A 26,419-nucleotide genomic window follows, 5' to 3' on the forward strand; every position below is an offset into this window, starting at 1 on the left:
AGGGGCATCAGCGGCTCAGGTGCACCTCCGACGTCTTGACCGGTGATCCCGGCACGTCCAGGATGTGGGGGATCACTATCATGGCCACCTCTCCACGCTCCTTCTTCTTGGTCCTGGACTTGAAGAGCTCGCCAATGAGGGGTATGTCGCTCAGCACCGGTATCCGGTACTCGGAGAAGGTGTTGCTGTCCCGGAACAGCCCCCCAACCACGAAGGGCTCCCCATCCCGGACCCGAACGTAGGAGGTGACCTCCCGGGTGCTGGTCTGGGGGACCTCCTCCCCGAGGCCTCCCTTTATGTACTTGGTGACCTCCCCGGTCTTGAGGGTCATCTTTATGGTGACGAACCCGTCCCTGCCCACGGTGGGCAGGAACTCCATGGTGGGGCCCACCTTCTCCTCCGAGTAGGTGGGGTTCCCCGCCTGGTCCCGGGCGGAGATGTACTTGATGTTCTCCGTGAGGGATATCTTGGCCTCCTTGCCGTCCACAACCACCACGGAGGGGCTGGCCAGGGTCTTGCCCTTGTCCGCATTCTCAAGGGCCTTTATACCCGCGTCCAAGAGGCTGAGACCACCGCTCTCCGCTATGGCGCTTATGTCCGTGGCGCCCGGCTTGGTCACCCGGTTGGTATCGTTCTTGTAGACCGATTCCTGGTTGATCCGGCTGTAGCCCAGAACCCCGCCCTTGCTGCTGAAGGAGAGCCACCAGTAGCGGTAGACGGTGTTCACCACCGACTCCAGCTCCCTAACCCCGTCGTCCTTGACCTCCACGATCCGGGCCTGGAGCATCACCTGCTTCCCCGGATGATCCGCCGCGTTGAGGAACCGCTCCACCGCCGCCAGCTGCTCCGGGCGACCGGTCACGTACATGACCCGGAGCCTCTCGTCCACCGCTATGGGACGGGTTATCTCGAACAGGGTCTGCACCTGGGCGGATATCTGCTTCACATCCCCGTAGGATATCTCGAAGGCCTTGGTCTTCTCCTGTCCCAGGGACTTGGCCAGGGAGTCCGCCTTCCCCACCAGTATCGTCCGCCCCATCACCGCATAGGTTATGTCGTAGGTCCTCATGAGGTAGGAGAAGACCTCCTTCATGGGCACCTTGCGGACCGTGAGCGTCACCGGACTGGTGGGCACCGTGGGATCGCATATGATGTTGTAGCCGCTGAAGTCCCCCAGCATTCGGAACACGTCCTTGAGCTCCACTTCCCTGAGCGCCAGGTCCACCGGCACGTTCAAGGACAGCGGGTCCTTGCCGTCCGACGCCCTGGGGACCACGGTGGGCACCCGGCCGGACTTCATTCGGGAGGCCTGCTCCCGGGGCTCCAGGGAGAGGACGAACCGGTTGGTGCCTCCACCGTACTGGGACTTGACCTTCAGCGGGACCGGGGAGGACAGGACCACCAACAACCCCTTTTCGGTGGTCCTAAGGGAGACCGAACTCAGCAGCGGGTACTCGAACTGGATCTCCCTCGGTAGGGCCTGGTCCACCGAGACCGCGGGGGGAAAGAGGACCTCGAGCCCCTCCCTCCCGTCCTGGATCCTGGACGGGTTGGCTACGGATGCTCCAATGAACTCCAGGATGGCCAGCTGGGATCCCCCCTGGGTGCACTTTATGTCCCTGATCATGGGGACCATCTGCTCTTGGGCTTGGGACGAGGCGACCTCCGCCCACGCGGCCCCCAGGTGCCCGGTAAAGGCCAGCAACGCCAAAAGGAGGAGCGAAAAGGACCTGAAGCCGCTCGATGAGATTAGATCAGTTAGCCTGGAAAGCCGCATCGTACACCCTCTCCCTCCAACGGAACCTTAGCCCAGAGGTGCTTATGTTCAGCACCTTTCCCCTGCCCCCATCGAAGGAGGAGCCAACACGAAGGATCACCGCCTGTCCGTCCCCCTCTATGTCCGCCACCGCCGCAGCCTTGCTGCCCAGGATCATGACCGCCCGGACAGTGACCATGGGGGGCTGAACCTCCGGCGGAGGCGCCACCGGGACCCCATCGGGGCCAATCGACGGCACCATGGGGGGAACCTCGATGGCCGCCGCGGGGCGCCTGAAGGGGTTGCCGGCAGAGGCGCTGGCCAGTTGGGCGGTCTCCAGGGAGGACATGCGCATCTCCATGTAGGCCCTCTCGAAGGGCACCTCCGACAGGGCCCGCTGCTGATCCTCCTCTGGTGAGGCGCTCCGCAGCGTCTCCGGCGTGGTGGCCGAGGAGGTGAACACCGTGTAGCTTCCGTAGCACTCCGCCCCCAGGAGGGCCAGACACAGGATGGAGAACAGCCATCGGACCCTGCGCCCCTCCTTGGTTCGCTGAGCCATCAGGGCGAACAGGCCCCGAGGCTGGGTGGCATCACTTGTCACCGCTGGTCACCTCCATGAGGCCGCTGACGGACATGGATATCTTGACCTTGTCATCCGAGGCGGCGTCGATAGAAAGGGAGTCAACCCGGATCGCCTTGGGGTAACGGCGCATGTTCCCCAGGGTGATGAGGAGAGACTCGTATCCACCGGTGACGGTCACCTTGGCGGACACCGCCCCTTGATCCACCGATGCGGGCAACACCAAGGGCTTGTCAAGCCCGTTCTGGCTCAAGATGCTGTTTATTGACGCATAGAAGTCCACCCCGTCCTTGAACGGCTTGGCGACCAGACCGCTCAGCTCCGCCTCGGCCCTCTTGAGGGACTCCAGCTTCAACGCCTTCTGCTCATTGGAGTAGTCCAGGGCGGACTTCTGGACCTTCATCTCCGCCACTTCGGATGAGAGCCTCTTTATCATGTAGATGACTCCCCCCTGGGCGAGCCCCAATATGAGCCCCCCCAGGATAAGCCCCGCCGTGGTGGAGGAAAGCTTAGGGCTTCGCAACTCCCACCCCTCCCTTCACCTTGGACAGGTAATCCTTCCAACTGGCTAAGGTACCCTTGGAGGTGAGCGCAAGCCAAGTTTCCTTCCCCACCTTGCGCTCCTCCGTCACCGGCATGGACACGGACTGAAACACCGGTTGCCCATTAAGCCCGGTGGCGAAGGCCACCACCTTACCCTGGTCCTTCCCCACCCCCGCCACGGTGAAGGCCCCATCGGCGATCTCCACCTTCTCGAGGAAGAAGTCGTTTGGGGAGGCCCCGTTTACGGTGGCCAGCACCTCTATGGAGGGCGTATCCTTAAGGAGAAAGTCCACCGTGTCCTTGACCGCCCTGTTCCTCCTCTCCATGGCGCCTATCTGTATGGCAAGCCGGTCCGCCAGGGCCTGGGACTCCGCCAGCTGGTAGCTAACGTCCTCCCTCTCCGCCAACAGGTTGAAAAGCACGTATGAAGACCACGCCACGTTCACCAGCCCCACCAGGAAGAGGAGGAACAGCAACAGGATGGGAACGAAGGCAATCCCCACGCCGCCGGCGGAGGCCTGCTGGGCCTTTAAGGCCTCGGGCCTAAGATCCAAGAGAACCTTCACTTGCCATCCACCCCCCGGAGGGCGAGGCCAAGGACCACGTCCCATCCCCACCGGTCATCGGGGGGATCCTTTATCTCCCACACGTTCCATGGATCCGTTAGCTCAATCGGAATGGAGGTCATGGAGGCCACCGCCTCCCGGATCTCCTCCCCGTAGTGGAGGCCGTACCCCCCGAGGTATATCTTCCCCACGCTCAGCCCCTTGAACTGGGTGGCCGCGTAGTTGGCGGAGGAGTAGATCTCCCGGGCGAAGGAGGTGAACGCGTCCTCCGCCGGGCGACCCTTGCCGAAGGCGTAGGATACGCTCCTGTAGAGGATGCCGTTGTCCTTGTAGGCTATGACTATAAGGGAGGTGTGGAAGCCCGCCATGACGTAAAGGTTGCAGGGCTCCGGCGGCACATCCGGGCCCTGGAGGGCCCTAAGCATGGCCACCGCGCTGGGCTCCACCGACTGGATCATCAGCCCCGCCTTGTTGCAGACCTGAAGGAACGACTCCACCGGCCGGGACCTGGACGCGGCCGCCACCGCAAAGGCAGTCTCCCCCCCGCTGTCCAGGGGATGATCGATCATGGCCAGGTCGAACACCGCCTCCTGGGATGGGAAGGGAAAGTGCTTGTCGAACTCGAACTTGAAGGCCTCCTTCATGTCCCTCTCGTCCATCCGGGGGACCTGGACCACCTTCACCATAACGTCCTTGGACTGGATGCCCAGGACGGCACTACCGGGCCACTTGCCCCCCATCTCCTTCTTCAGCTTGAGCAGGTGCCCCTCTAGCGCCACCGGATCGGACCAAACGTCCCTCTGGGTGGGGGCCATGTCCAGCCCCACCTCCACCATGGCCTTCACTGAAAGGGACCCCCGCTTGCCGTCCAGAGCCAGGTACTGCATCTTGTCACCAAAGACGAAGAGCCCCCCGAGGCTCTTCGTCTTACCCCATAGCGCCAAAAGCCTCACCCCTCCCGCCTTGGGTCATCGTCTCCTCCAGTACAGCCTCTCGTATTTGGTGACCTTGTTCTCGTCCCTTGGAACGTTAGGAGGCAGGGACAGGGTTATCATACCACCATCCCAGTGTGCCTTGGCATCGCTCCCAAAGGCCTTCTTTATCGCATTATCCCCTATTTCGGAGAACTTTTGAACCCCCAGGTGGATCTTGTTCTTGTGGATGGTTATGCCCGTTATCTTCAGGTTCTCTATCTCCCTGAACTTCTGTCCCCCCCAGCCGCTGGCCCCGGTCTTGACGTTCACCGCGTATAACCTGCCGCTTCCCGCCAGACACTGACCGCTGGATGGGACGAAGGTGGCGAAGATGGCGTAGCCGTTCTTGATCACCGGCGGCGTGGTGGGACGCTCCACGTTGACACCCGAGACCTCAAGAGGCATGTACCACCCGTTCCCACCCCCCGCCACCGACTGATCAGAGTAGGATATCCTGCTCAGGTCCCCGGTGTTCTGGATCCCCCCCGCCTCGGCCCTGGCCAGGGGGAAGGCGAAGGCGGTGGCATGAGATCCGCCCGGGTCCTCAAGCCCATCGTCGTGGCCGGTGATACCCGCCACCCAGAGGGCGCCGGAGACCCTGGCTATGCCCAGCTGATGGGCTATCCCCCTTCCTCCGGGGATGACGCCCACGGGGACGATCCTGCGCAAGGAGTTAGCCGCCGCGCTGGCCCGCCACACAGCGGATTTGAGATCCCCGAAGTAGAAGAGGTCTATCTCCCTGGATCCAGGCTTGACCCTCAGGGCCTTGGGGCTGCCCACCACGGGCCCCATGCCCTCCTCGGTGAAGAGCTTCTGCAGCTCCCCGGTCAGGAGGTCGGTCATGAAGACCGCCCCGGGCAGGTGAAGGTTCGAAGCCCCCGGGTAGCCCCCGCCCATGAGAAACACGTCCTTGCCCTGGAAGGTGCCCACCACCGGGGTGGAGGTGGTAAGGTACATCTGGGAGTAGTTCCACCCCCAGCCACCCTGCCCCCACTGGGAGTACTGGTCGTAGGGGATAACCGTCCGGCCCGTCTGATCCCACCTCACTATCTTCCTGTTCTGGGAGATGGAGGGCATGGTTGTGCCGCCCGAGAAGCCGAAGAGCTGGTTCTCCACCCCCCAGAGGAACCTGGGGGACCAGGGGGACGTTACGTCCATGGCGTACAGCCCGCAGCCCCCCCTTCCCAGCAGGCCCAGGAGCACGTACCTGCCGTCATGGGTCCTCTCCACCATCAGAGGACCGTCCAGCATGTACCTGGGCACCGAGGCGTAGATCTGGTTCTGATCCGTGGTCTGGATCCAGCTCCCGGCGAACTGCTTAAGCCCCACCAGCCGGCGGCCCTCCAGGACGTTAGGGGGGGCGAAGGCCCACTTCTCCACCCCGGACTCCCCGTCGAAGGCGTGAAGTAGCCCCAGGTTGTCCTGGGCCAGAAGCGCCAGCTCCTTGCTCCCCGTGGAGGACTGGACGGCGAGCTCCACGATTCCCCCGTGGTACACGTCCCCCATCTTGTAGCGTTGGCTGGGCCTCTTGTGCGGATAGGCCTCATCGAAGTCCTCGTCCCACTTGACCTTGAAGCCCGTCTGATCCGCCTCCACGGTCCTGTCCCCCATGAGCCACCGGAGGAACAGCTCCGCCTGGGAGGAGGACACCCCCATCTGGGACGCCAACGATCCGGTATCGGAGAAGGATCCCCCGTGGAACACCTTCTCGAGCCCCTTGCCATGCACCAGGGCGTACAGGGTACGGTCCGTGTGCTCCCTTGCGTTGAGCTTCTCCGCCGCGCTCCACTTGAAGACCTGATTGTCGTCCTTGTCGATCCCGTAGCAGACTATGTCCCCCTTCCACTGCTGGACCTTGCTGGACAGCATCACCGCGAAGGTGGCGGAGTAGACGTTGGCGGACCCATCGCTTTTGGGGCTCACCGTTGGGGCCCCGCCGCTGCCCACGTTGCTGTTTATGGTCTCGAATATCCGCTTGAAGGCCTCCATCAGAGCCCCCACGTCGTTGGCGTAGAAGGCGGAGGCGGAGCCGTTTTCCAGCCCGTCGTCCCCCACGTCCGCCATCCTGTCGATGGTGCGCTTGGCCTCCCGGCCCTTGTCGGTGGTAGGATTCGGGTTGATGAAGCCAACCACGAAGACCCTCACCGGCTGGGACATCCGGTATGCCCCAGTGGAGGGATCTATTCCCCAGCCACTGTAGGATATCCGGGTCCGCTGGAGCTGCCTCACCGCCTCCACCGGGTCCACATTGTCCCGGTTCTGCCCCCCGGCGGTGAGTATTATGGCGTAGTTGCCCTGACACCAGCTGGATACGTAGTTGGGCTTGACGCTGGTGTACACGTTGTTCACGTCCGCCTTGCCGTTCTCCCTGGCGCAGAAGAAGTCCCGGAGGGACCCCTCCAGCCCCGCATACTTGTCCGAGAAGGCGATGGCCTGAGCCAAGGGGCGCTTGCCGTCGAACCGGAGCTCCCGGTCGTTCTGGCTCTCGGTGCCGTTGAACCACTGGGTAACCTGGTCCCTGAACCGGGTGGGCTGGTAGCCGGCCCCTATCTTCCTGTACAGCTGGGCGGGGGGCACTATGAACATGGCCCTCTTGCTGGTCTCGTTGGTGCCTATGTATACCCCCCGGCTTATCCTCACGCTCCTACCGTAGTAGGTCATGCCAGTGCCGCCCAGGCCGTTCGACTGGGGGTTGTCGTACCCGAACCTGCCGTTGGGCCACGACTCCTCCCGGTACTTGAAGACCCTGTTCTTGCTGATCCCCCGGTACCAGTCTGCGTAGGGGAAGCGGCTGGCTCCTTGGTTGGAGTAGTCCTGCTGATAGTAGGTGGCCACTCCGACGATGGAGTCCCGGATCACCTCCGGGGATCGGATGAGGCGCCAGAGCACCAGCTTCATCTTGAAGGCCCGGCTGTCGTTGGGGACCAGGCCGTTGGCCCTCTGCCCCCGCCTGTAGCGCAGGTAATCGTTGTCCTGGGCGTAGCAGTCCTCGTCGAACTCCCGGTTGTTGGAGGGATCTATATCCCTGCCCCAGTACTGGTAGTACTGATCGGTGGTCATGCCGTATGGCTGGGATCCGTCCCCGTAGGTGCAGTAGGTCTCGGAGGACTCGTAATAGTAATAGGGATCCCCCACCACCGAGTTGTGTGGGACCGGGTTGGGGAGCTGGTAGTAGGGAGAGGTCCCCGGCGGCCCCGACTGCTGGCCATTGGGAGGCGGCACCTGGTTCACGTCCCCGCCAGTGGACCATAACATGGGGGCGCTGGTGTCGATCAGTATGAACACGTTGGGGGAGACCCCCTCCCCTATACCCTTGGGGGCCTCCTTGAAGAATGGGTTGAGCTCCACCTGGTCCGAACCGGTCACCAGGCGGGCCCCCACGAACGCCAGCCCCAAGGTCAGAACGATAGGCAAGGCCAGCTTGGCTAATCTCTCTCGTCTCATCACGGAGAATCACTCCTCCCCAAGACACCCTCTTCAACCACCATGTACCGATCCTCCCCCAGGGCGAACCCCTTGCGCTTGGACACGCTCCTTATCACGTAGGATGGGGGCCTGAATATCCCCGCGTCCCCAAGGACCCCTACGCCGCCGGAGGAGCCCGGAAGGGAGGGCTCTATGGTGATATCCGACGTCCTAACCTCCACTATGCTCTTGAGCCTGGGGGGCAGGTCCTTCCGATAGGATGGGATCTGATCGTAATCCACCCGGTAGATGAAGACCGTCACCTCTCCACCGTCCAGGCTGGCCTTCAGAACTCCCGGAGAGCCGGAGGAGGAGCGGGCTATCAGGTTCCCGAAGGGGACCGACATGCCGTCTATGTCCCTGTCCGCCAGGATGCCCGAGGGGCTGAGATCCGCCCCGGGGTCGAAGCCGGGGAACACGTCCCCGGAGGTGTTGGCCACCAGCCACGCCTCCCCCAGGGATACCCCGTACTGGGCGGAGATGTAGTGCCTCTTCTGCTGCACCACGCTCTGGGTGGTGGAGAAGAGGTTGCTGGAGATGAAGAACGTGGTGGCCACCAACCCAAGGGATACCAGCATGATGACGAGAACCGTGGGGAGGGCGAAGCCCCTTCTGAAGCGCATCATCGGTTTCTCATCCTCCAGGAGGTTCTAGCGTAGACCAAGTGGGACCCCGCGTCCTCGGACGAAAGGGTTGTCCCGAAGGAGGAGGGCCAACCCTGGGGCATCCCCTTGCCGGGCTTGCCTCCCCGGCTAAGCACGTGCATGGTCAGGATGTCCCCCTTGGGAGACAGGGAGAACCGAACGTCCGCATAGGCCCCCTGCTCGGTTCGGGGCTCCGAGGGGGTGAGGGTCACGTCCTCCACGTATATGGTCCCGTTCCTGAACTGAACGTCCGCGGCCCTTAGGACGAAGACCTCGTCCATGGGGACAAGAACAACATCTTGGGAGACCCGGTTCTCCACCTTGACGGAAGTGCCGTTCATCTCCTTTATCTTAAGCGGCGACGAGCCGGACGGGAAGGCGAGCCACCCCTTCATGGTGGACGAGGTGTCGAATATGTCCGACGGAAGGGGGGAAGATAGGGTCAGCACCGTCTCCTTGCCGGTGGGCACGGTCACCAAATCGGCAGCCACCAGACAGGATCCAACGGGGACGCCGTAGATGAACCTGAGACGGCGCCCCTGGTCCAGCACCTCCACCATCCCCCCCCAGGAGGACAGAGATGAGACACCGGGAAACGCATCGGAGGGGCGATCCGCCGAGACTCCGACCGATGCGTTAAGGATCCAGTCCTGCAGGAGCACCACCGCCTCCTCGGCCCTCATTCGGGCCCGAGCGGATTGGTCCACCCGCTCATAATGGGACATATAAAGCCAGAACATGGCCACCGCACCCATCAGGGCCACAGCGCCAACCAGAACCGCCATCAGGATCTCCGCCAGGGAGAAGCCCCTGCGGGATCCGAGGCTAATTGACCGCCAGTGACGGGTCACGGGGCATCACCCTCTCGAAAGAAAGGGACCTGGGTCCCGACGCGGAGTCCCAGGTCACGGTGACCACCCAGCGGCGGCCCTGGGGCACGTCGCCGGAGGAGTAGGAAAGGGAGTAGGGGGGGACGCTGGAGGGGGGGGAGTCCCCCCGCTCCAGCGCGTCCAGCGCGTCCGACGCCAGCCAAAGCACGCTCTCCTGCTCGGAGGTCCTCATGGCCATGGAGTGGGACATCATGATGGATGCGGCCAGCCCCAACAACACCACCGCCAGGATGACCAGAGATATCAGCGCCTCCACCAGGGAGAACCCTCGCCTCATCGGACCGCGCGCCCCCACACTAAGGCCTAGCGAACCTGCATGTAGACGATTTCCTGGTTGGTGTATATGTTGCCATTAAGGTCGCCGAACAGGTTCTTGTCCTTTTGGGCCATGTCCTTCAACTTGCCCTTGATGCCGCCACTTACGCCATCAAGCTTGCGCCCAATGTACACGTCGCCGCTAGCGGTGGTATCAAGCTGGAACTTGGAGGTGTCCACCGAGGAATTGCCCATGTAAGACTTAACATCGTTCAGGTTGGCAGGCCAAGTACCCTTGTCCGAGTAGGCCATCATGGCAGCGCTCTTGATGGTCCTCAGGTCGCTCACGATCCTGGTTGCCTCCGCCTTGTCGGTGCTGCTGCCCGCCACCAGGAGCATGGCCCCCGCCAGGATGCCTATGATGATGATGACGATCAGCAACTCCACCAGCGTGAAACCCTTCCGCTTCTTGCCCATCAACCGACCCAACACCTGCTTCATTTCACATCTCCTCCTTTTTTATAGCCCCATTACATGAGGCTTTGGATGGCGCTTATTATGGGGAAGAAGATGGACATGGCCACCACCGCCACCACTCCCCCGACGAACACTATCAGCATCGGCTCCAGGGCGGACGTGAGCCCCTTTATCTTCTCCTCCAGTTCCATGTCGTACCAGTCCGCCACCTTCTCCAACATCTCCTCCAACTTACCGGTCTCCTCCCCTATAGCCACCATATGACACACCATGGGGGGGAAGAGCTTGTCCCTCTTGGCCTTCACATTGAGGGGAATCCCCTTCTCCGCCCCCTCCCGCAGGGACTTGAAAGCTCCACCCACGAACTGGTTGTTGGCCACGTCGGATGCCATGTCCAGACACCTCAAGAGGGGCACGCCGGAGGATATCAAGGTTCCGAAGGTCCTGAAGCTCCGGGCCATTATTCCCTTGTAGATCACATCCCCAACCAGGGGAAACTTGAGCTTCGCCCGATCCCAACGGGCGGCCACGCTGGGTATCTTCTTAAGTAGCCCCAGGGCCACCCCAAGACACAACAGGACGCCCATTATCACCAGGCCATTGTCCCTGGCCCCGTTGGCGAAGGCAAAGACGATCCTGGTTATGAGCGGAAGCTCTATCCCCATCTGGTTGAACACCAGAGAGAAGCGGGGAATTATAACGAAGACCAGTATCCCCAGGACCATCACGCATATACACAGAACCACCATGGGGTAGACCAGGGCGGAGGATATCTTCCTCCTCAGCGCCTCCTGCTTCTCCAGCAGGGTAGCCAGCCTCTGAAGGCTCAGGTCCAGCACGCCACCCTCCTCACCGGCCCGGACGATGGAGACCACCAGGGGGGAAAAGGTGCTTTCGGACGCCATCGCGTCTGCCAACCCCCTACCAGACATGACACCCCTGGACACGTTGTCGAACGCCTTGGCAAGGGCCCTGTTCTGGACCTGCTCCTTTATGATGCCCAAGGCCCCCGCCACGGTTATGCCGGCGGATATCATGGTGGCCAGCTGACGGAACGCCAGAGCCACGTCCTTCAGCTTGGGCTTGGGCTTGAACAGGGTTATCCCCCTTTTCAGACCGCCGCCACCCGACACCTCCCGGATCTCCAGGGGAACCCAGCCCTTGCCCCTTATGAGGGATACAGCCGCCTCCCTGGAGGAGGCCTCCAAAACCCCGCTCTCGATCCCCTGAGGAGCCCTAACCCTGTACTCGAACCTCACGATCACGCCTCCCAAGAGGGCCTAACCCCTGTTAGGGCTATTTTAAAAACCCATAATGCAAAAGTCAAGCAATCAATTTTTTAATTTTCAGCGGACCAATATGGCCCCCCCGAGAAGGTGCTCCACCTCCTTGGGATCGAAGCAGTACTGGTCCACCATCTCCCTGGTGAGGATCCCCTCCCGGTGAAGCCTCACCAGGTCCTGGTCCATGGTGTGCATCCCAAGCGCGCTGCCGGTCTGCATCATGCTCTTTATCTGGGACGTCTTGCCCTCCCTTATGCAGTTCCTGATCCCAGGGGTGGCCCACAGGAACTCGGTGGCCACCACCCGACCGCCGGAGGCAAGGGGTATCAGCTGCTGGGAACATATGCCTATGAGTATGTTGGCCAGCTGGAGCCGGACCTGCTGCTGCTGGTAGGGGGGGAACACGTCCACTATCCGGTCAACCGTCTGGGCCGCATCGGGGGTGTGAAGGGTGGCCAAGACCAGGTGCCCCGTCTCTGCGGCGGTTATGGCGGAGGATATGGTCTCCAGATCCCTCATCTCCCCTATCATGATCACGTCCGGGTCCTGCCGTAGAACCCGCTTCAGCGCCTCGGAGAAGGACTTGGTGTCGTCCCCAACCTCCCTCTGATGAATCATGGCCCGCTCGGACTTGAACACGTACTCGATCGGGTCCTCCACGGTGACCACGTGGCAGGACCGGGTCATGTTTATCTGGTGAACCAACGCAGCCAGGGTGGTGCTCTTGCCGGACCCGGTGGGACCGGTGACCAGGAAGAGACCCCTCATCTTCTCCGCCACCTGGTCTATCTCCATGGGCAACCTAAGCTGCCTGGTGGTCCTTATGTCGGTGGAGATGAACCGTATGGCGATGGCCGGGTTACCCTTCTCGAAGAAACAGTTGACCCGGAACCTAGGCATGCTGTCCAGGGACATCATGGTGAAACTGAAGTCCAGCTCCCGGTTCTGGGTAAACTCCTCCCACCGACCGGGGGGCAAGAGATCCCCCACGTACTCCATCACATCGTTAGGGGTCAGATCCGGGATGTCGAAGGGTATCAGGGTACCATCCACCCTAAGCATGGGGGGCCTGTTGGAGCTTATGTGAAGGTCACTGGCGTTGCGCCTTATCATCTCATACAAGAGAACCTTTAGCGACGGTATGGACATGTCACACCTCCGTAGAATCTATTGCATGGTCTCGGTCATCATTTCCTCAATACTAGTTATACCATCTAAAACCTTTTTAATGCCAGCCCTTCGGAGAGTTGTCATGCCCTTCGATATTGCCAACTTACGGATCTCATAGACCGGGGCCCCCTCCGCTATGGCCCGCTTTATCTCCTCATCCACCATCATTATCTCGAAGAGGGCGGTCCTTCCCTTATAGCCCGTGTTCCTGCACTCGTCGCACCCCACCGGGGCGAAGACCCTGGTCCCCTCCGGCAGGTCCAGCGACCGAGCCACCGAGGGGGGAATCTCCATCTCCCGCTTGCAGAAGTTGCAAAGCCGCCGAGCAAGCCGCTGGGCCACCACCCCCACCACCGCGGAGGAGACCATGAAGGGCTGTATCCCCATGTCCAAAAGCCTAGCCACCGCGCTGGGGGCGTCGTTGGTGTGAAGGGTGGAGAGCACCAGGTGACCCGTGAGGGCCGCCCTTATGGCCAGCTGGGCTGTCTCCTGGTCCCGAATCTCTCCCAACATTATCTTGTCCGGGTCCTGCCTCAGTATGGACCGCAACGTCTCGCTGAAGGTGAGCCCCGCCTTCTCGTTAACCTGGACCTGGGTTATCCCCGGCATGGTGTACTCCACCGGGTCCTCGACGGTGATTATGTTTACGTCCGGGGTGTTCATCACCTCCAGGAGGGAGTAGAGGGTGGTGGACTTACCGCTCCCGGTAGGACCGGTAACCAGGATTATCCCATAAGGAAGGGATATCATGTCCTCCAGGAGGGCCTTCTCGTTGGGCTCGAAGCCAAGCTTCTCAAGCCCCACCATGGCGTTCTCCTGGTCCAAAAGCCGCATGACTATCTTCTCCCCGAATAGGGCCGGCAAGGAGGACACCCGAAGGTCCACCCTCTTGTTGCCCACCTTTACCAGGATTCGGCCATCCTGGGGCTTACGCCTCTCCGATATGTCCATGCCGCTCATGATCTTTATCCTGGAGCAGACCGCTGGGTGAAGGTTCCTAGGGTACTCCAGGGAGTCGAACAGGGCCCCGTCTATCCTGTACCTGACTCGGGCGCTCCTCTCGAACACCTCTATGTGGATGTCCGACGTGCCCTCCTTAACCGCCTGCTCCATTATGGAGTTCACCAGCTTGACCACCGGGGCGTCGTCGGCGCTCACATCCACCAGGTTCAGGGAGGACTCCGCCCCTCGCTTCTCGTCCATCACCTCCACCATGGCCTCCTCCAAGGTGGCCTGCACCCGGTAGAACTGATCGAAGGCACGCCTTATCTCCGACGCGGTGGCGATGCTTATGTCTATCTCCCTGCCGGTGGCCATCTTGAGCTCGTCCAGGGCCATGACGTTAAGCGGATCCGCGGTGGCCACCAGCAACTTGTCGTTCTCCAGGATGCTCAAGGGTACCACGTCGAGACGCCTGGCCAGGTTCTCGGGCACTATCTTTAGCACCTCCGGAGTGGGCCTGTAGCGGGAGAGGGACACCAGGGGAACCTTAAGCTGTCGGCTCAACGCCTCCGCCAAATGCTTCTCCGACACCCAACCGTTCTTCACCAGTATCTCCCCAAGCCGCATGGAGCTCATCTTCTGCTCCGCCAAGGCGGCCTCCAGCGTGCTCTCGGTCAAAACCCCCGCCTGAATCAGTATGTCCCCCAAACGAAGATGCTTGGTCTCCGTGGTCATGACGCACCCCCAAAGCAGAAGGAAGATTTGTTGATTATAAATTACTAATCGAGATGCCTCAAGGAGACATCTCGGATCTTCACGGAAATTATATAACTCCACTCCTCCTGGAAGTCATCCCCAATAGAAAACGCATGCGGCCCCGATAGGGGGGATGCACCCGGCAGTCTCCTTGGGCTAGTTAGGACAAAAAACATAGCGGTGGGTCTGAGATGTGTTCTCAGACCCACCGCTACAATAAGGACCGGCGGCGACCTACTCTCCCACGGGTACCCCCCGCAGTACCATCGGCGCTGGAGGGCTTAACTGCCGGGTTCGGCATGGATCCGGGTGTTTCCCCTCCGCTATGGCCACCGGAAATCTGGATGTTCCCCTAATTGGGTTACATGAGGAAGATGGGGTTAAGGCCTCGGCATATTAGTACCGGTCAGCTCAACGGCTCGCACCGCTTACACCTCCGGCCTATCTATCCTGTCATCTGCAGGATGCCTTACCTGGTTGCCCAGTGGGGGATCTCATCTCGGGGCCGGTTTCCCGCTTAGATGCCTTCAGCGGTTATCCGATCCGAACATGGCTACCCGGCTTATGCAGCTGGCGCCACAACCGGTACACCAGCGGTTCGTCCACTCCGGTCCTCTCGTACTAGGAGCAGATCCCCTCAAATCCCCTACGCCCGTGGTGGATAGGGACCGAACTGTCTCACGACGTTCTAAACCCAGCTCACGTACCGCTTTAATGGGCGAACAGACCAACCCTTGGGACCTTCTCCAGCCCCAGGATGCGACGAGCCGACATCGAGGTGCCAAACCTCCCCGTCGATGGGAACTCTCGGGGGAGATCAGCCTGTTATCCCCGGGGTAGCTTTTATCCGATGAGCGATGGCCCTTCCACTCGGTACCACCGGATCACTAGGACCGACTTTCGTCTCTGCTCGAACTGTCGCTCTCACAGTTAAGCCACCTTATACCCTTGCGCTCAACTCGCGATTTCCATTCGCGATGAGGTGACCTTCGCGCGCCTCCGTTACTCTTTAGGAGGCGACCGCCCCAGTCAAACTGCCCACCTGACAGTGTCCCGCTTAGCGGTTCAGCTCTAGCGGTTAGAACCCCAGCAACCTAAGGGTGGTATCCCAACGACGGCTCCATCACACCTGGCGGCATGACTTCTACGCCTCCCACCTATCCTGTACAGAGATTGCCAAGACCCAATATCAGGCTACAGTAAAGCTCCACGGGGTCTTTCCGTCCCACCACGGGTAACTGGCGTCTTTACCAGTACCACAATTTCGCCGGGTCCCTCGTCGAGACAGCGCTCAGATCGTTACACCATTCGTGCAGGTCGGAACTTACCCGACAAGGAATTTCGCTACCTTAGGACCGTTATAGTTACGGCCGCCGTTTACTGGGGCTTCGGTTCAGAGCTTCGCCTGACGGCTAACCCCTCCCCTTAACCTTCCAGCACCGGGCAGGTGTCAGACCCTATACCTCGGCTTGCGCCTTCAGCAGAGTCCTGTGTTTTAATTAAACAGTCGCCTGAGCCTGGTTTCTGCGACCCCACAGCGCTTACTCCGCTTCCAGATTCACGCCACAGGGCACCCCTTCTCCCGAAGTTACGGGGTCAACTTGCAGAGTTCCTTAACGAGGGTTCTCCCGTTCACCTTTGCCTTCTCAGCTTGCCCACCTGTGTCGGTTTACAGTACGGGCGCTGGTAACACTCCCTAGAGGCTTTTCTCGGCAGCTTGGCATCTGTGCCTTCCCGCGTATAACCGCAGTCCCCATCAGATCTCAGGCTCACGCCAGGCGGATTTACCTACCTGACACCCTACATCCTTAGACCGGGACTTCCATCACCCGGCGCACATAGCCTCCTGCGTCACCCCATCGGTAATAACGCGCACCAGCGGGGCCGGATTGTCTACCGGCTGTCCATCACCTACGCCTCTCGGCCTCGGCTTAGGTCCCGCCTAACCCTGGGCGGACTGACCTTCCCCAGGAATCCTTGGGCTTCCGGCGGGCAGGGTTTACACCTGCCTAACGCTACTCATGCCGTCATTCTCACTTCCGTACGGTCCACCAGACTTCACAGCCTGACTTCGCCCCATACGGAACGCTCCCCTACCCATGTGCGGCATAACCGCACATGCATCGGCTTCGGTGCCGCGCTTAGCCCCCCACATTTTCGGCGCAGGAGCGCTCGACCAGTGAGCTGTTACGCACTCTTTCAAGGATGGCTGCTTCTAAGCCAACCTCCTGGCTGTCTCAGCACCCCCACATCCTTGTAACACTTAGCGCAGGCTTCGGGACCTTAGCCGGATGTCTGGGCTCTTTCCCTCTCGACCACGGATCTTCTCACCCGTAGTCTCACTCCCAACTGCGTGTAACGGTATTCGGAGTTTGGTTGAGCTCGGTAGACCCATCGGCCCCCTCACCCATCCAGTAGCTCTACCCCCGTCACACCTCCACGTCGAGGCTGCACCTCAATGCATTTCGGGGAGAACCAGCTATCACCGTACTCGATTAGCTTTTCACTCCTATCCACACCTCATCCAAGCCTTTTTCAACAGGCCCTGGTTCGGTCCTCCATCCGGTGTCACCCGGACTTCAACCTGGACATGGATAGATCGTACGGCTTCGGGTCTATGGCATGCGACTAGCGCCCTATTCAGACTCGGTTTCCCTGCGGCTACAGACCTAACAGCCCTTAACCTCGCCACACACCATAACTCGACGGCTCATTTTCCAAGAGGCACACCGTCACCGCTCGCGCGGCTCCGATTGCTTGTAAGCACGCGGTTTCAGGTCTATTTCACTCCCCGCCAGGGGTGCTTTTCACCTTTCCCTCTCGGTACTGATACACTATCGGTCGCCAGACGTATTTAGCCTTAGACCGTGGTCGGCCCTGATTCAGACGGAATTCCACGTGCTCCGCCCTACTCGGGATCAGGCTTAGCCAGAGCTCATCGTTTCGCGTACGGGGCTATCACCCTCTGCGGCCCGCTTTCCCAACACGGTTCCGCTACAATGAGCCTTTCTCACTGACCGGACGAGATGCGGCCCGCCCTCAGCCTGTCCCTCTACCCACCGCGCGCAACGCCCGCACGCTTACACGCACAGTGTTTAGGCTGCTCCCCTTTCGCTCACCACTACTCAGGGAATCTCTTCGATTTCTCCTACCTTCGGCTACTGAGATGTTTCACTTCGCCGAGTGCCCGCCCCATAAAGGGCGCCGGAACTACTCCCGGCAGGTTGCCCCATTCGGAAATCCACGGATCAACGGCCGCTTGCGCCTCCCCGTGGCTTTTCGCAGCTTGCTACGTCCTTCATCGGCATCTGGCGCCTAGGCATCCCCCGCGTGCCCTTAATACCTTAACCCCATCTTCCTCATATAACCCCAAAAGAGGACTCTGTCATTGTGCATAAAAATGGTGGAGATGAGCGGATTCGAACCGCCGACTTCCTGCGTGCAAGGCAGGCGCTCTCCCACTGAGCTACATCCCCAACTAAAACTGGTGGGCCGAGGAAGATTCGAACTTCCGACCTCACGGTTATCAGCCGTGTGCTCTAACCACCTGAGCTATCGGCCCACGACGACGCAACGGGTCACACAGACGCTAAACTATTCTCCTTAGAAAGGAGGTGATCCAGCCGCACCTTCCGGTACGGCTACCTTGTTACGACTTCACCCCCCTTACCAAGCATACCTTAGGCACCTCCTCCCCTCGCAGGTTAGGCCGGTGACTTCGGGTACACCCAACTCGGGTGGTGTGACGGGCGGTGTGTACAAGGCCCGGGAACGTATTCACCGCGGCTTGGCTGATCCGCGATTACTAGCGATTCCGGCTTCATGCAGTCGAGTTGCAGACTGCAATCCGAACTGGGACCGGCTTTCTGGGATTCGCTCCACCTCGCGGTCTCGCTCCCCTCTGTGCCGGCCATTGTAGCACGTGTGTCGCCCTGGGCATAAAGGCCATGATGACTTGACGTCGTCCCCACCTTCCTCCGCCTTGTCGACGGCAGTCTCGCCAGAGTCCTCGGCTCTCCCGTTAGCAACTGGCAATAGGGGTTGCGCTCGTTGCGGGACTTAACCCAACATCTCACGACACGAGCTGACGACAGCCATGCAGCACCTGTGTAGGCTCCCTGAGTTACCCCAGGGTCGTTCAACTTTCATCTCCCTACCACCTACATGTCAAACCCAGGTGAGGTGCTTCGGTTTGCATCGAATTAAACCACGTGCTCCACCGCTTGTGCGGGCCCCCGTCAATTCCTTTGAGTTTCAGCCTTGCGGCCGTACTCCCCAGGCGGGATGCTTATCGCGTTAACTCCGGCACGGAGGCCATACGACCCCCACACCTAGCATCCATCGTTTACAGCTGGGACTACCGGGGTATCTAATCCCGTTCGCTCCCCCAGCTTTCGCGCTTGAGCGTCAGTAGCGGTCCAGGAAGCCGCCTTCGCCACTGGTGTTCCTCCCGATATCTACGCATTTCACCGCTACACCGGGAATTCCACTTCCCTCTCCCGCACTCTAGCCAGACAGTATCAACCGCAATCCGTGAGTTGAGCCCACGTCTTTCACAGCCGACTTATCCAGCCGCCTACGCGCTCTTTACGCCCAGTAATTCCGGACAACGCTCGCCCCCTACGTATTACCGCGGCTGCTGGCACGTAGTTTGCCGGGGCTTCCTCGTGTGGTACCGTCACATCCTTCTTCCCACACAACAGAGGTTTACATCCCGAAGGACTTCTTCCCCCACGCGGCGTCGCTGGGTCAGGGTTGCCCCCATTGCCCAATATTCCCCACTGCTGCCTCCCGTAGGAGTCTGGACCGTATCTCAGTTCCAGTGTGGCCGTACACCCTCTCAGGCCGGCTACCCGTCATCGCCTAGGTGCGCCATTACCACACCTACTAGCTGATAGGCCGCGAGCCCCTCCCAAGCCGGATCACTCCTTTAACGGTCTCCCGCCTATGGGGTATTAGCTGCCGTTTCCAGCAGTTGTCCCCCTGCTTGGGTCAGGTTCTCACGTGTTACTCACCCGTCCGCCACTATCAGTAGGATCCAGCAAGCTTTCACCTACTAACCGTCCGACTTGCATGTGTTAAGCACGCCGCCAGCGTTCGTCCTGAGCCAGGATCAAACTCTCCTAGCAATTCTCACTCAAAGGCGTCTTGCGACCCGTTGCGCCGTATTCAGTTGGCATGGTTCCTGGTCGCCATCGGCGACAGGGGGTAGTCTATCACGTCTCCCACGATCGTGCAACCCCCCCCGCAAAAAAATCTTCCTCCCTCCCGGGTGCTATAATCTCCAGCGTAACACCAAACCCTTTTAATCACGGGAGGCGCATCCATGCCCATGAGAGCTCGCCCAGGAGGGGTGATCAAGACCCTCCTATCCATCCTTCTCCTCACCCTGCTCCTCACCGCCGCCGCCGCGTCGGTGGGGCTGACCATGTTCCTCAAGGAAGTGTCCGCCGACCTGCCCACCACCGAGGAGATCCTCTCCAAGCAGCCCAGCCAGGCCACCTCCATCCTGGACAGGAACGGCAAGCTTATAGCCAAACTATTCCAGGAGGACAGGACCATAGTCCCCCTGGAGAAGGTCTCACCTTGGTTCATCAAGTCCGTGCTTGCCGCGGAGGACAGCGACTTTTACGAACATCAAGGTGTCAGTCCGACCGCTATCCTCCGGGCAGTCCTGGTAGACCTGATACACCGGGGAGCCAGGCAGGGGGGAAGCACCATAACCCAGCAGCTGTCCAGAAACATGTTCCTCTCCCACGAGAAGAGGCTATCGAGGAAGATAAAAGAGGCGGTGCTATCCCTCCGGCTTGAGCGGGTATACACCAAAGATCAGATCCTGGAAATGTATGTCAACACCATATACATGGGGCACGGCACCTACGGCATCGGTTCAGCCTCTCAGTTCTACTTCGGCAAGTCACCATCGGACCTGACTCTGGCGGAGGCATCCACCCTGGCGGGGCTCATCGCAGCCCCGGAGTACTACTCCCCCATCAAGAACCCCACGGCCTCCAAGACCCGCCAAAGGTACGTCCTGGGCCGCATGCTGGAGCTCGGGTGGATAACCGCTGAACAGCATCGAGAAGCCTTAAGTGACCACCTCAGCCTGAAGGGCAAGGCTAGACGGAGCCGCATTTCCTCCGAGGCTCCCTATTTCGTGGCCTACATTCTTTTCAAGAACCTGCTACCCACCTACGGAACCGATCGGGTCTACCGGGGGGGCCTCACAGTCCATACCACACTGGACCTGGACGTGCAGCGGGCGGCGGAGAGGGCCTTTTCGAAGCTCAAGTACGAGGGGGCTTTGGTTGCCCTAGACCCCGATACGGGGGAGATCTTGGCCATGGTGGGGGGACACGACTTCGAGAGGAGCAAGTTCAACCGGGCGGTCCAGGCTTTCAGACAGCCCGGATCCGCCTTCAAGCCCATAGTCTACGCCGCCGCCCTGGAGTCCGGCTACCGAGGGGTGGACCACCTGCTAGACGCCCCCCTGAACTTCCCCAACGGCTGGTCCCCCAAGAACTACGACGGGGGCTACGATGGGGAGGTGTCCATGGTCGACGCGGTGGTCCGATCCCTCAACACCCCGGTTGTGAGGCTGGCCCAGATCATCGGGGTCAAATCGGTGATCGACACCGCCCGGTCAATGGGGATCACATCCCCCCACCTTCCCAACGACCTGTCCATAGCCCTGGGCTCCACCAGCGTAACCCCCTTGGAGATGGCCGCCTCATTCGCAACCTTCGCCAACGGAGGCTACCGGATATCCCCCTTCGCAATCCGGGAGGTGAGGACCCCAGCCGGAGACGTTCTGGAGCGAAACGGCCCACAGCTTGAGAGGGGCATATCTCCCGAAACAGCCATCGAGATGAGGACCCTCCTGGAACAGGTCACCATCTTCGGCACCGGACGACCCGCCGCCGTCCCGGGCTACCAGACCTTCGGCAAGACGGGGACCACCAACGACTGGGGGGACGCCTGGTTTGTGGGAGGCATACCGGGACTGGTGGCGGTGGTCTACGCGGGAAACGACGACCACAGGTCCCTGGGCGCCAAGGCCACCGGAGGGCGGATCGCCGCTCCCGTGTGGCGGGATTTCATAGAGGGGGTCCTCAAGGTCCGCAAGCTACCACAGCGCTTCCAGGTCCCGTCGGACGTGAACGTGGAGTTCGTACGGGTATGCGTCAAGACCGGCTTCCTGACCGCACCGGGCTGCAAGGGGGCCTACATAGCCCTAAAGTCCGGGGAAGCCCCCACCGCCCAGTGCCCCCTCCACGGAGGTGGCGTGGCCGCCGCCAGGTCGGACCCCAACGGCCCCCAGCTGATCCTATCCCCCATGGACGATGACACAACCGTGGGAAGGTACGCCATGCGCTACGGGGCAGCCCAGGAGCAACCGCGGCAGGGGACCTCCACCGAGGCCCCCGCCAGCCCGCTCTCCAAGCCCCAGAAGCCGGCGGCCGCTCCCCCCGCCCCGGCCCCCAACCCCAGCTTCAACCCCTACAGGGCGGACCCGAGCCCGTCCAACGAGGTGGAGAAGAAGTACCAACAGCTGCTCAAGAAGTACAACATCGACGACTGACGCGAAGGGGAGGAGGGGTAGCCCTCCTCCCCTTCACATACCCATCAGATCGACATCTCCCAGGGGGACGGGATCGCAATCCGCCGGAAGGCCATCAGCGCGTACCGGTCCGTCATCCCCGATATGTGATCCACGATGGCCTGGGCCCCCCATTGGGGCCTGGTGGCCTCCAGGTGCTCGAAAAGGGTGGTTATCAGGTGGTCCACCTTGGGCTCCTCCTCCACGATCCTAGCGGACCTGTAAAGCCGCTGGTTGAGGAAGGCCCTCATGTCCTCCATGGTCTCCAGCATGCCGGAGCTGAATCCTATCTGGTCCCGATCCCAGCTTTTCCGGATCACGTCCTCCACCATGGCGCCTATCCGGTCCGACACCCTCTCCCCAAGGCCCAGGACCCGGGAGGGAAGGTCCCCGGGGGTCACAAACTTGGCCCGAACCGCATCATCCAGGTCGTGATTCAGGTACGCGATGGAGTCCGACACCCTCACCACCCACGCCTCAAGGGAGGACGGGGAGTCCAACTTGAAACCCTTGGATACGTCCACCTGCCCCTTGGAGTGTTGGAGGATACCCATCCTGACCTCCCAGGTGAGGTTGAGCCCCCTGCCGTCCCTCTCCAGGTGGTCCACCACTCTCAAGCTCTGGGAGGCATGGTGAAACCCGTTGAGCCCCCTCTGGCGGCTGAGCCGATCCAGCACCCTCTCCCCCATGTGGCCAAAGGGAGTGTGCCCCAGGTCGTGTCCCAAGGCTATGGCCTCCGTAAGGTCCTCGTTCAGCGAGAGGGCCCTGGCTATGGTGCGGGCCACCTGGGATACCTCCAACGTGTGGGTGAGCCGGGTGCGCACGTGATCCCCTTCGGGGAGGAGGAGTACCTGTGTCTTGTGCTTAAGCCGCCTAAAGGCTTTGGAGTGGATTATCCGGTCCCGGTCCCGCTGAAAGCAGGTCCTAAATGGGCACTCATCCTCCGGCACATGCCTCCCCCTGGAGTTCGAGGCAAGGGTGGCCCGAGGAGACAGGCACCGCCTCTCCCTCTCCTCAATGGTCTCCCTAACGGTATTCAATGCCCCACCCCCAAGAACGGAGGGGTCCGAAGGTCCCCTCCCAACTTATCTTCCTTCCGTCCCTCAACGGGCGACAGATGAGCCTCATACCCGGCACCCCACCCAGCCGTTCAGCCCCCCACGGCGCTTATAACCTGGGATAGGCTCATCTCCCCCATGGAGCTCAAGCGTAGGGCGTGACCCTTAAAGGGCAACGACTCGGTCACCCGATTGGGAACCACCACGCATCTAAGCCCCGCGCGGCGGGCGGCCAGGAGACCGTTCAGTGAGTCCTCGAAGGCGAGGGCCTCATGGGGTTCCACCTGGAGGAGCTCCAGGGCCCTAACGTACAGATCCGGGGCGGGCTTCACCCGCTGGACCTGCTCCCGGGTGACCACCGCGTGAAAGCAGCCACCGATCCCTAGCCTGTCTAGGTACGAACCTACCCATGAGGCCCCCGAGCTGGACGCCATGCCAACCTTCAGCCCCATCTCCGCCGCGTCCTCCAGGTAATCCAAAACCCCCTCCCGGGGCCTTGGATCCATCATGATCTCCCTGTAACGCTCCGCCGCCGCATCCTCGATGGCCTTTACATCACAATCCTGCCCCAAGGCCTCCCGGAAGAAATCGTGGAGGGGACCATCGTCGGTCCCCACCACCTGAAGGAAGCGGGCCAGGGGGAGATGAACCCCCCGCTCCGCCAGTACGGAACTGAAGGCCTGGTACCAGGCGGTCTCGGTATCCACCGTCAGCCCATCGAAGTCGAACACTATCGCCCTTATCAACCGTCCCCTCCTCAGCGCCGCGATCAGTCTATCAACCCCAAGGCCGCGTGGGCCGCCGCCAGCCGGGCAACCGGCACCCGGAAGGGGGAGCAGCTCACGTACTTGAGGCCAAGCTTGTGACAGAAGGCGATGCTCTTCGGGTTGCCCCCGTGCTCACCGCATATGCCTATCTGGATGTCGGGCCTGGTCTGCCTCCCCTCCCTCACCGCCAGCTCCATGAGGCGCCCCACACCGGACCTGTCCAGCACATGGAAGGGGTTGTCGGGGAGCACGTGGATCCTCACGTACTCCGCCAGGAACTTGCCCTCCGCATCGTCCCTGGAGTAGCCGAAGGTGGTCTGGGTGAGGTCGTTGGTTCCAAAGCTGAAGAACTCCGCATCCTCCGCCAGCTCCCCCGCCACCAGGGCGGCCCGGGGGACCTCTATCATGGTGCCCACCATGTAGGGGATCTCACCGCCAAGCCGGGCCTCGAACTCCTTGGCCTTGGAGTCCACCATCTCCCTAAGGCGACGCATCTCCTCCTTGGTGCCCACCAGGGGCATCATGATGTCCGGGTAGACCTGGACCCCCTGGCTCATGAGCTCCACCGTCGCCTCGAAGATGGCCTCCACCTGCATCTCGTATATCTCCGGGTAGATGATCCCCAGCCGACAACCCCGGAAACCCAACATGGGGTTCGCCTCCTTGAGGCTCTCAGCCCTCTGTATCAGGACCCTTATCTTCCGGGCCTCGGGACCGTCCCCCTTCCCCTCCGCCTCCAGGGCCTCGAGGCGCTCCCTCATCTCCGGCACCTTGGGCAGGAACTCGTGAAGCGGCGGGTCCAGGAGCCTCACCGTCACCGGCAGTCCCTCCATGGCCCTGAATATCCCTACGAAGTCCTCCTTCTGCATCACCTTCAGCTTCGACAGGGCCTCGATCCGCTCCTCCTTGGTGACCGATGCCACCATCTCCTGCATCACCGGCAGCCTGTCCGCCTGCATGAACATGTGCTCCGTCCTGCAGAGCCCTATGCCCCGGGCGCCGAAGCTCCGGGCCCGCTGGGCGTCCTCCGGGGTGTCCCCGTTAGCCCAGACCTCCAGCCTGGAGAGCCCGTCCGCATAATCCAGCAACTCCCGGAAGTCGTCGCTGAAGCTGGGCTGCACCAGGGGCAACGCCCCAAGCGCCACCAGGCCCCGGGAGCCGTCTATGGTTATGACCTCGTACTTCCTTATCTCCCTCTGGCCCACCCGCATCACACCTCGGGCCAGGTCGATGTCCAGGGCCTCACAACCGGAGACGCAGGGCTTCCCCAACCCCCGGGCCACCACCGCCGCGTGGCTGGTCATCCCCCCGTGGCTGGTAAGTATGCCCCGGGCGGCGAAGAGACCGTGAATGTCGTCCGGGGTGGTCTCGGGACGGACCAGGATAACGTCCTCTCCCCCCTTGCCCATCCTCTCCGCCTCGTCGGCATCGAACACCACCTTGCCCACCGCTGCCCCCGGCGAGGCGGGAAGCCCCTTGGCCAGCACGTCAAACTTGAGGGTCGGGTCCAGCTGGGGATGAAGCAACTGCTCCACCTGGTCCGGGGTGACCCGGCGGACCGCCTCCTCGGGGGTTATGAGCCCCTCCCGGACCATCTCCACCGCCACCCTGACCGCCGCCTTGGCGGTCCTCTTGCCGTTCCTGGTCTGGAGGAGATACAGGCGCCCCCTCTCCACGGTGAACTCTATGTCCTGCATGTCCCTATAGTGCCTCTCCAGGAGCTCCGTGAGCTTCACCAGCTCCTCGTAGACCTCTGGCATGGTGGACTTGAGCTCCGATATGGGGCGGGGGGTCCTTATGCCCGCCACCACATCCTCCCCCTGGGCGTTGACCAGGAACTCCCCGTAGAGACGCCTCTCGCCGGTGGAGGGGTCCCGGGTGAAGCAGACTCCGGTGCCGCAGTCGTCCCCCAGGTTGCCGTAGACCATGGAGACCACGCAGACCGCGGTGCCCAGGTCATCGGGGATCTGGTGGATGCTTCGGTAGGTCACCGCCCGAGGAGTGTTCCAGCTCTTGAACACCGCCTCCACCGCCAGGCGAAGCTGCTCCCAGGGATCGGTGGGGAACTTTATCCCCTTGGAGTCCAGTAGCCTGAGGTAGCTTTCAACCAGCTTCCTGAGGGACTGGTGGGTCAGCTCGTGGTCGTAGGAACACCCCTGCCCCCCCTTGACCCGGGAGAGGAGGAACTCGAACTCCCCTATATCAACCCCTAGCACCACGTCGGAGAACATCTGGATGAACCGCCGATAGCTGTCCCAGGCGAACCGCTGATCCCCCGACGCGGCAGCCAACGCGTCCACCGTGGCCTCGTTGAGCCCCAGATTGAGGATGGTGTCCATCATGCCCGGCATGGACACGGGCGCACCGGACCGGACGGACACCAGGAGTGGATTCTCGGCGCCCCCGAAGGCCTTCCCGGTCCTCTCCTCCAGCTTGGACACCGCATCCCTAACCTGGGGCCATATGGAATCCATCAACCCCTCCGGATCGGACCAGTAGGCCTTGCAAGCCTCGGTGGTGATGATGAACCCCGGAGGCACCGGGAGCCCTATGTTCCACATCTGGGCCAGGTTGGCCCCCTTGCCCCCTAGAAGGCCCTTCATATCCGCCCTGCCCTCTTCGTACTGGTAGACCCACTTCCTATCCGTCATCGCAACGACCTCCCCAGCTTATCTATTCTTCTCTCAAACAGC

General features: G+C 61.5%; 17 protein-coding genes, 2 tRNA genes and 3 rRNA genes. 1 reads left to right on the top strand and 21 read right to left on the bottom strand.

Annotated elements, in window-relative coordinates; genetic code table 11:
- Positions 1-7 precede the first annotated feature (7 nt).
- The 18 genes from TACI_RS05360 to TACI_RS05445 all read right to left on the bottom strand — a co-directional run bounded on the left by TACI_RS05360 (position 8) and on the right by TACI_RS05445 (position 19,430).
- Positions 8-1,777: a type II secretion system protein GspD gene (locus TACI_RS05360; RefSeq protein WP_012869790.1), complete on the bottom strand. Its 1,770-nt coding sequence runs from the start codon at positions 1,775-1,777 to the stop codon at positions 8-10.
- Positions 1,755-2,357 carry a hypothetical protein gene (locus TACI_RS05365; RefSeq protein WP_012869791.1) on the bottom strand — a complete coding sequence of 201 codons (603 nt, stop codon included), beginning with the start codon at positions 2,355-2,357 and terminating at the stop codon, positions 1,755-1,757. Before TACI_RS05365 ends, TACI_RS05360 begins: the two co-directional genes overlap by 23 nt.
- The gene (locus TACI_RS05370; protein ID WP_012869792.1) at positions 2,347-2,859 is read right to left on the bottom strand and encodes a hypothetical protein; all 513 of its coding nucleotides are present in this window, start codon (positions 2,857-2,859) and stop codon (positions 2,347-2,349) included. The genes TACI_RS05365 and TACI_RS05370 overlap by 11 nt, the downstream gene beginning before the upstream one ends.
- Positions 2,846-3,445 carry a PilN domain-containing protein gene (locus TACI_RS05375; protein WP_012869793.1) on the bottom strand — a complete coding sequence of 200 codons (600 nt, stop codon included), beginning with the start codon at positions 3,443-3,445 and terminating at the stop codon, positions 2,846-2,848. Before TACI_RS05375 ends, TACI_RS05370 begins: the two co-directional genes overlap by 14 nt.
- The gene (pilM, locus tag TACI_RS05380; RefSeq protein WP_242601069.1) at positions 3,442-4,398 is read right to left on the bottom strand and encodes a type IV pilus biogenesis protein PilM; all 957 of its coding nucleotides are present in this window, start codon (positions 4,396-4,398) and stop codon (positions 3,442-3,444) included. Before pilM ends, TACI_RS05375 begins: the two co-directional genes overlap by 4 nt.
- 15 nt (positions 4,399-4,413) lie before the next feature.
- Positions 4,414-7,833: a pilus assembly protein gene (locus TACI_RS05385; protein WP_242601070.1), complete on the bottom strand. Its 3,420-nt coding sequence runs from the start codon at positions 7,831-7,833 to the stop codon at positions 4,414-4,416.
- 29 nt (positions 7,834-7,862) lie between these two features.
- Positions 7,863-8,510, bottom strand: a complete 648-nt coding sequence (locus TACI_RS05390; protein ID WP_012869796.1) for a type II secretion system protein — start codon at positions 8,508-8,510, stop codon at positions 7,863-7,865.
- The gene (locus TACI_RS05395; RefSeq protein ID WP_012869797.1) at positions 8,507-9,379 is read right to left on the bottom strand and encodes a type IV pilus modification PilV family protein; all 873 of its coding nucleotides are present in this window, start codon (positions 9,377-9,379) and stop codon (positions 8,507-8,509) included. Before TACI_RS05395 ends, TACI_RS05390 begins: the two co-directional genes overlap by 4 nt.
- The gene (locus TACI_RS05400) at positions 9,354-9,695 is read right to left on the bottom strand and encodes a type IV pilus modification PilV family protein (protein WP_012869798.1); all 342 of its coding nucleotides are present in this window, start codon (positions 9,693-9,695) and stop codon (positions 9,354-9,356) included. Before TACI_RS05400 ends, TACI_RS05395 begins: the two co-directional genes overlap by 26 nt.
- A gap of 26 nt (positions 9,696-9,721) precedes the next feature.
- Positions 9,722-10,174, bottom strand: a complete 453-nt coding sequence (locus TACI_RS05405; protein WP_012869799.1) for a prepilin-type N-terminal cleavage/methylation domain-containing protein — start codon at positions 10,172-10,174, stop codon at positions 9,722-9,724.
- Positions 10,175-10,203: 29 nt separating this feature from the next.
- Positions 10,204-11,409 carry a type II secretion system F family protein gene (locus TACI_RS05410; protein ID WP_012869800.1) on the bottom strand — a complete coding sequence of 402 codons (1,206 nt, stop codon included), beginning with the start codon at positions 11,407-11,409 and terminating at the stop codon, positions 10,204-10,206.
- An 87-nt stretch (positions 11,410-11,496) separates the two neighbouring features.
- Positions 11,497-12,582: a type IV pilus twitching motility protein PilT gene (locus TACI_RS05415; protein WP_012869801.1), complete on the bottom strand. Its 1,086-nt coding sequence runs from the start codon at positions 12,580-12,582 to the stop codon at positions 11,497-11,499.
- An 18-nt stretch (positions 12,583-12,600) separates the two neighbouring features.
- The gene (locus tag TACI_RS05420; RefSeq protein ID WP_012869802.1) at positions 12,601-14,280 is read right to left on the bottom strand and encodes a GspE/PulE family protein; all 1,680 of its coding nucleotides are present in this window, start codon (positions 14,278-14,280) and stop codon (positions 12,601-12,603) included.
- Between the two features lie 242 nt (positions 14,281-14,522).
- Positions 14,523-14,638 (bottom strand): 5S ribosomal RNA (gene rrf, locus TACI_RS05425).
- Positions 14,639-14,677: 39 nt separating this feature from the next.
- A 23S ribosomal RNA gene (locus TACI_RS05430) occupies positions 14,678-17,651 on the bottom strand.
- Positions 17,652-17,702: 51 nt separating this feature from the next.
- Positions 17,703-17,777, bottom strand: a tRNA-Ala gene (locus TACI_RS05435).
- A gap of 9 nt (positions 17,778-17,786) precedes the next feature.
- Positions 17,787-17,863, bottom strand: a tRNA-Ile gene (locus tag TACI_RS05440).
- Between the two features lie 45 nt (positions 17,864-17,908).
- Positions 17,909-19,430: ribosomal RNA gene (locus tag TACI_RS05445) — 16S ribosomal RNA — on the bottom strand.
- Together the 16S, 23S and 5S rRNA genes with 2 tRNA genes alongside form the textbook arrangement of a ribosomal RNA operon.
- A 197-nt stretch (positions 19,431-19,627) precedes the next feature.
- On the opposite strand from TACI_RS05445, the gene TACI_RS05450 reads away from it, so the two are divergent.
- Positions 19,628-21,883: a transglycosylase domain-containing protein gene (locus TACI_RS05450; protein ID WP_012869803.1), complete on the top strand. Its 2,256-nt coding sequence runs from the start codon at positions 19,628-19,630 to the stop codon at positions 21,881-21,883.
- A 44-nt stretch (positions 21,884-21,927) separates the two neighbouring features.
- On the opposite strand, the gene TACI_RS05455 is transcribed toward TACI_RS05450, so the two are convergent.
- From TACI_RS05455 to ppdK, 3 genes are all read right to left on the bottom strand, one after another.
- Entirely contained in the window at positions 21,928-22,941 is a 1,014-nt protein-coding gene (locus TACI_RS05455) for a deoxyguanosinetriphosphate triphosphohydrolase (protein ID WP_012869804.1), read from the bottom strand.
- Between the two features lie 110 nt (positions 22,942-23,051).
- Positions 23,052-23,705 (bottom strand): HAD family hydrolase, encoded by a 654-nt coding sequence (locus TACI_RS05460; protein WP_012869805.1) that lies wholly within the window; start codon positions 23,703-23,705, stop codon positions 23,052-23,054.
- A gap of 23 nt (positions 23,706-23,728) precedes the next feature.
- Entirely contained in the window at positions 23,729-26,377 is a 2,649-nt protein-coding gene (ppdK, locus tag TACI_RS05465) for a pyruvate, phosphate dikinase (RefSeq protein WP_012869806.1), read from the bottom strand.
- Positions 26,378-26,419 lie beyond the last annotated feature (42 nt).

The organism is Thermanaerovibrio acidaminovorans DSM 6589 (assembly GCF_000024905.1).
Classification (GTDB): domain Bacteria; phylum Synergistota; class Synergistia; order Synergistales; family Synergistaceae; genus Thermanaerovibrio; species Thermanaerovibrio acidaminovorans.

Bases quoted from the DNA above. Each gene is read 5' to 3' on its own strand.
- TACI_RS05360 (WP_012869790.1), bottom strand. From the start codon at position 1,777: ATGCGGCTTTCCAGGCTAACTGATCTAATCTCATCGAGCGGCTTCAGG.
- TACI_RS05390 (WP_012869796.1), bottom strand. From the start codon at position 8,510: ATGATGCGCTTCAGAAGGGGCTTCGCCCTCCCCACGGTTCTCGTCATC.
- TACI_RS05400 (WP_012869798.1), bottom strand. From the start codon at position 9,695: ATGAGGCGAGGGTTCTCCCTGGTGGAGGCGCTGATATCTCTGGTCATC.
- TACI_RS05405 (WP_012869799.1), bottom strand. From the start codon at position 10,174: ATGAAGCAGGTGTTGGGTCGGTTGATGGGCAAGAAGCGGAAGGGTTTC.
- TACI_RS05415 (WP_012869801.1), bottom strand. From the start codon at position 12,582: ATGTCCATACCGTCGCTAAAGGTTCTCTTGTATGAGATGATAAGGCGC.
- TACI_RS05420 (WP_012869802.1), bottom strand. From the start codon at position 14,280: ATGACCACGGAGACCAAGCATCTTCGTTTGGGGGACATACTGATTCAG.
- TACI_RS05450 (WP_012869803.1), top strand. From the start codon at position 19,628: ATGCCCATGAGAGCTCGCCCAGGAGGGGTGATCAAGACCCTCCTATCC.
- ppdK (WP_012869806.1), bottom strand. From the start codon at position 26,377: ATGACGGATAGGAAGTGGGTCTACCAGTACGAAGAGGGCAGGGCGGAT.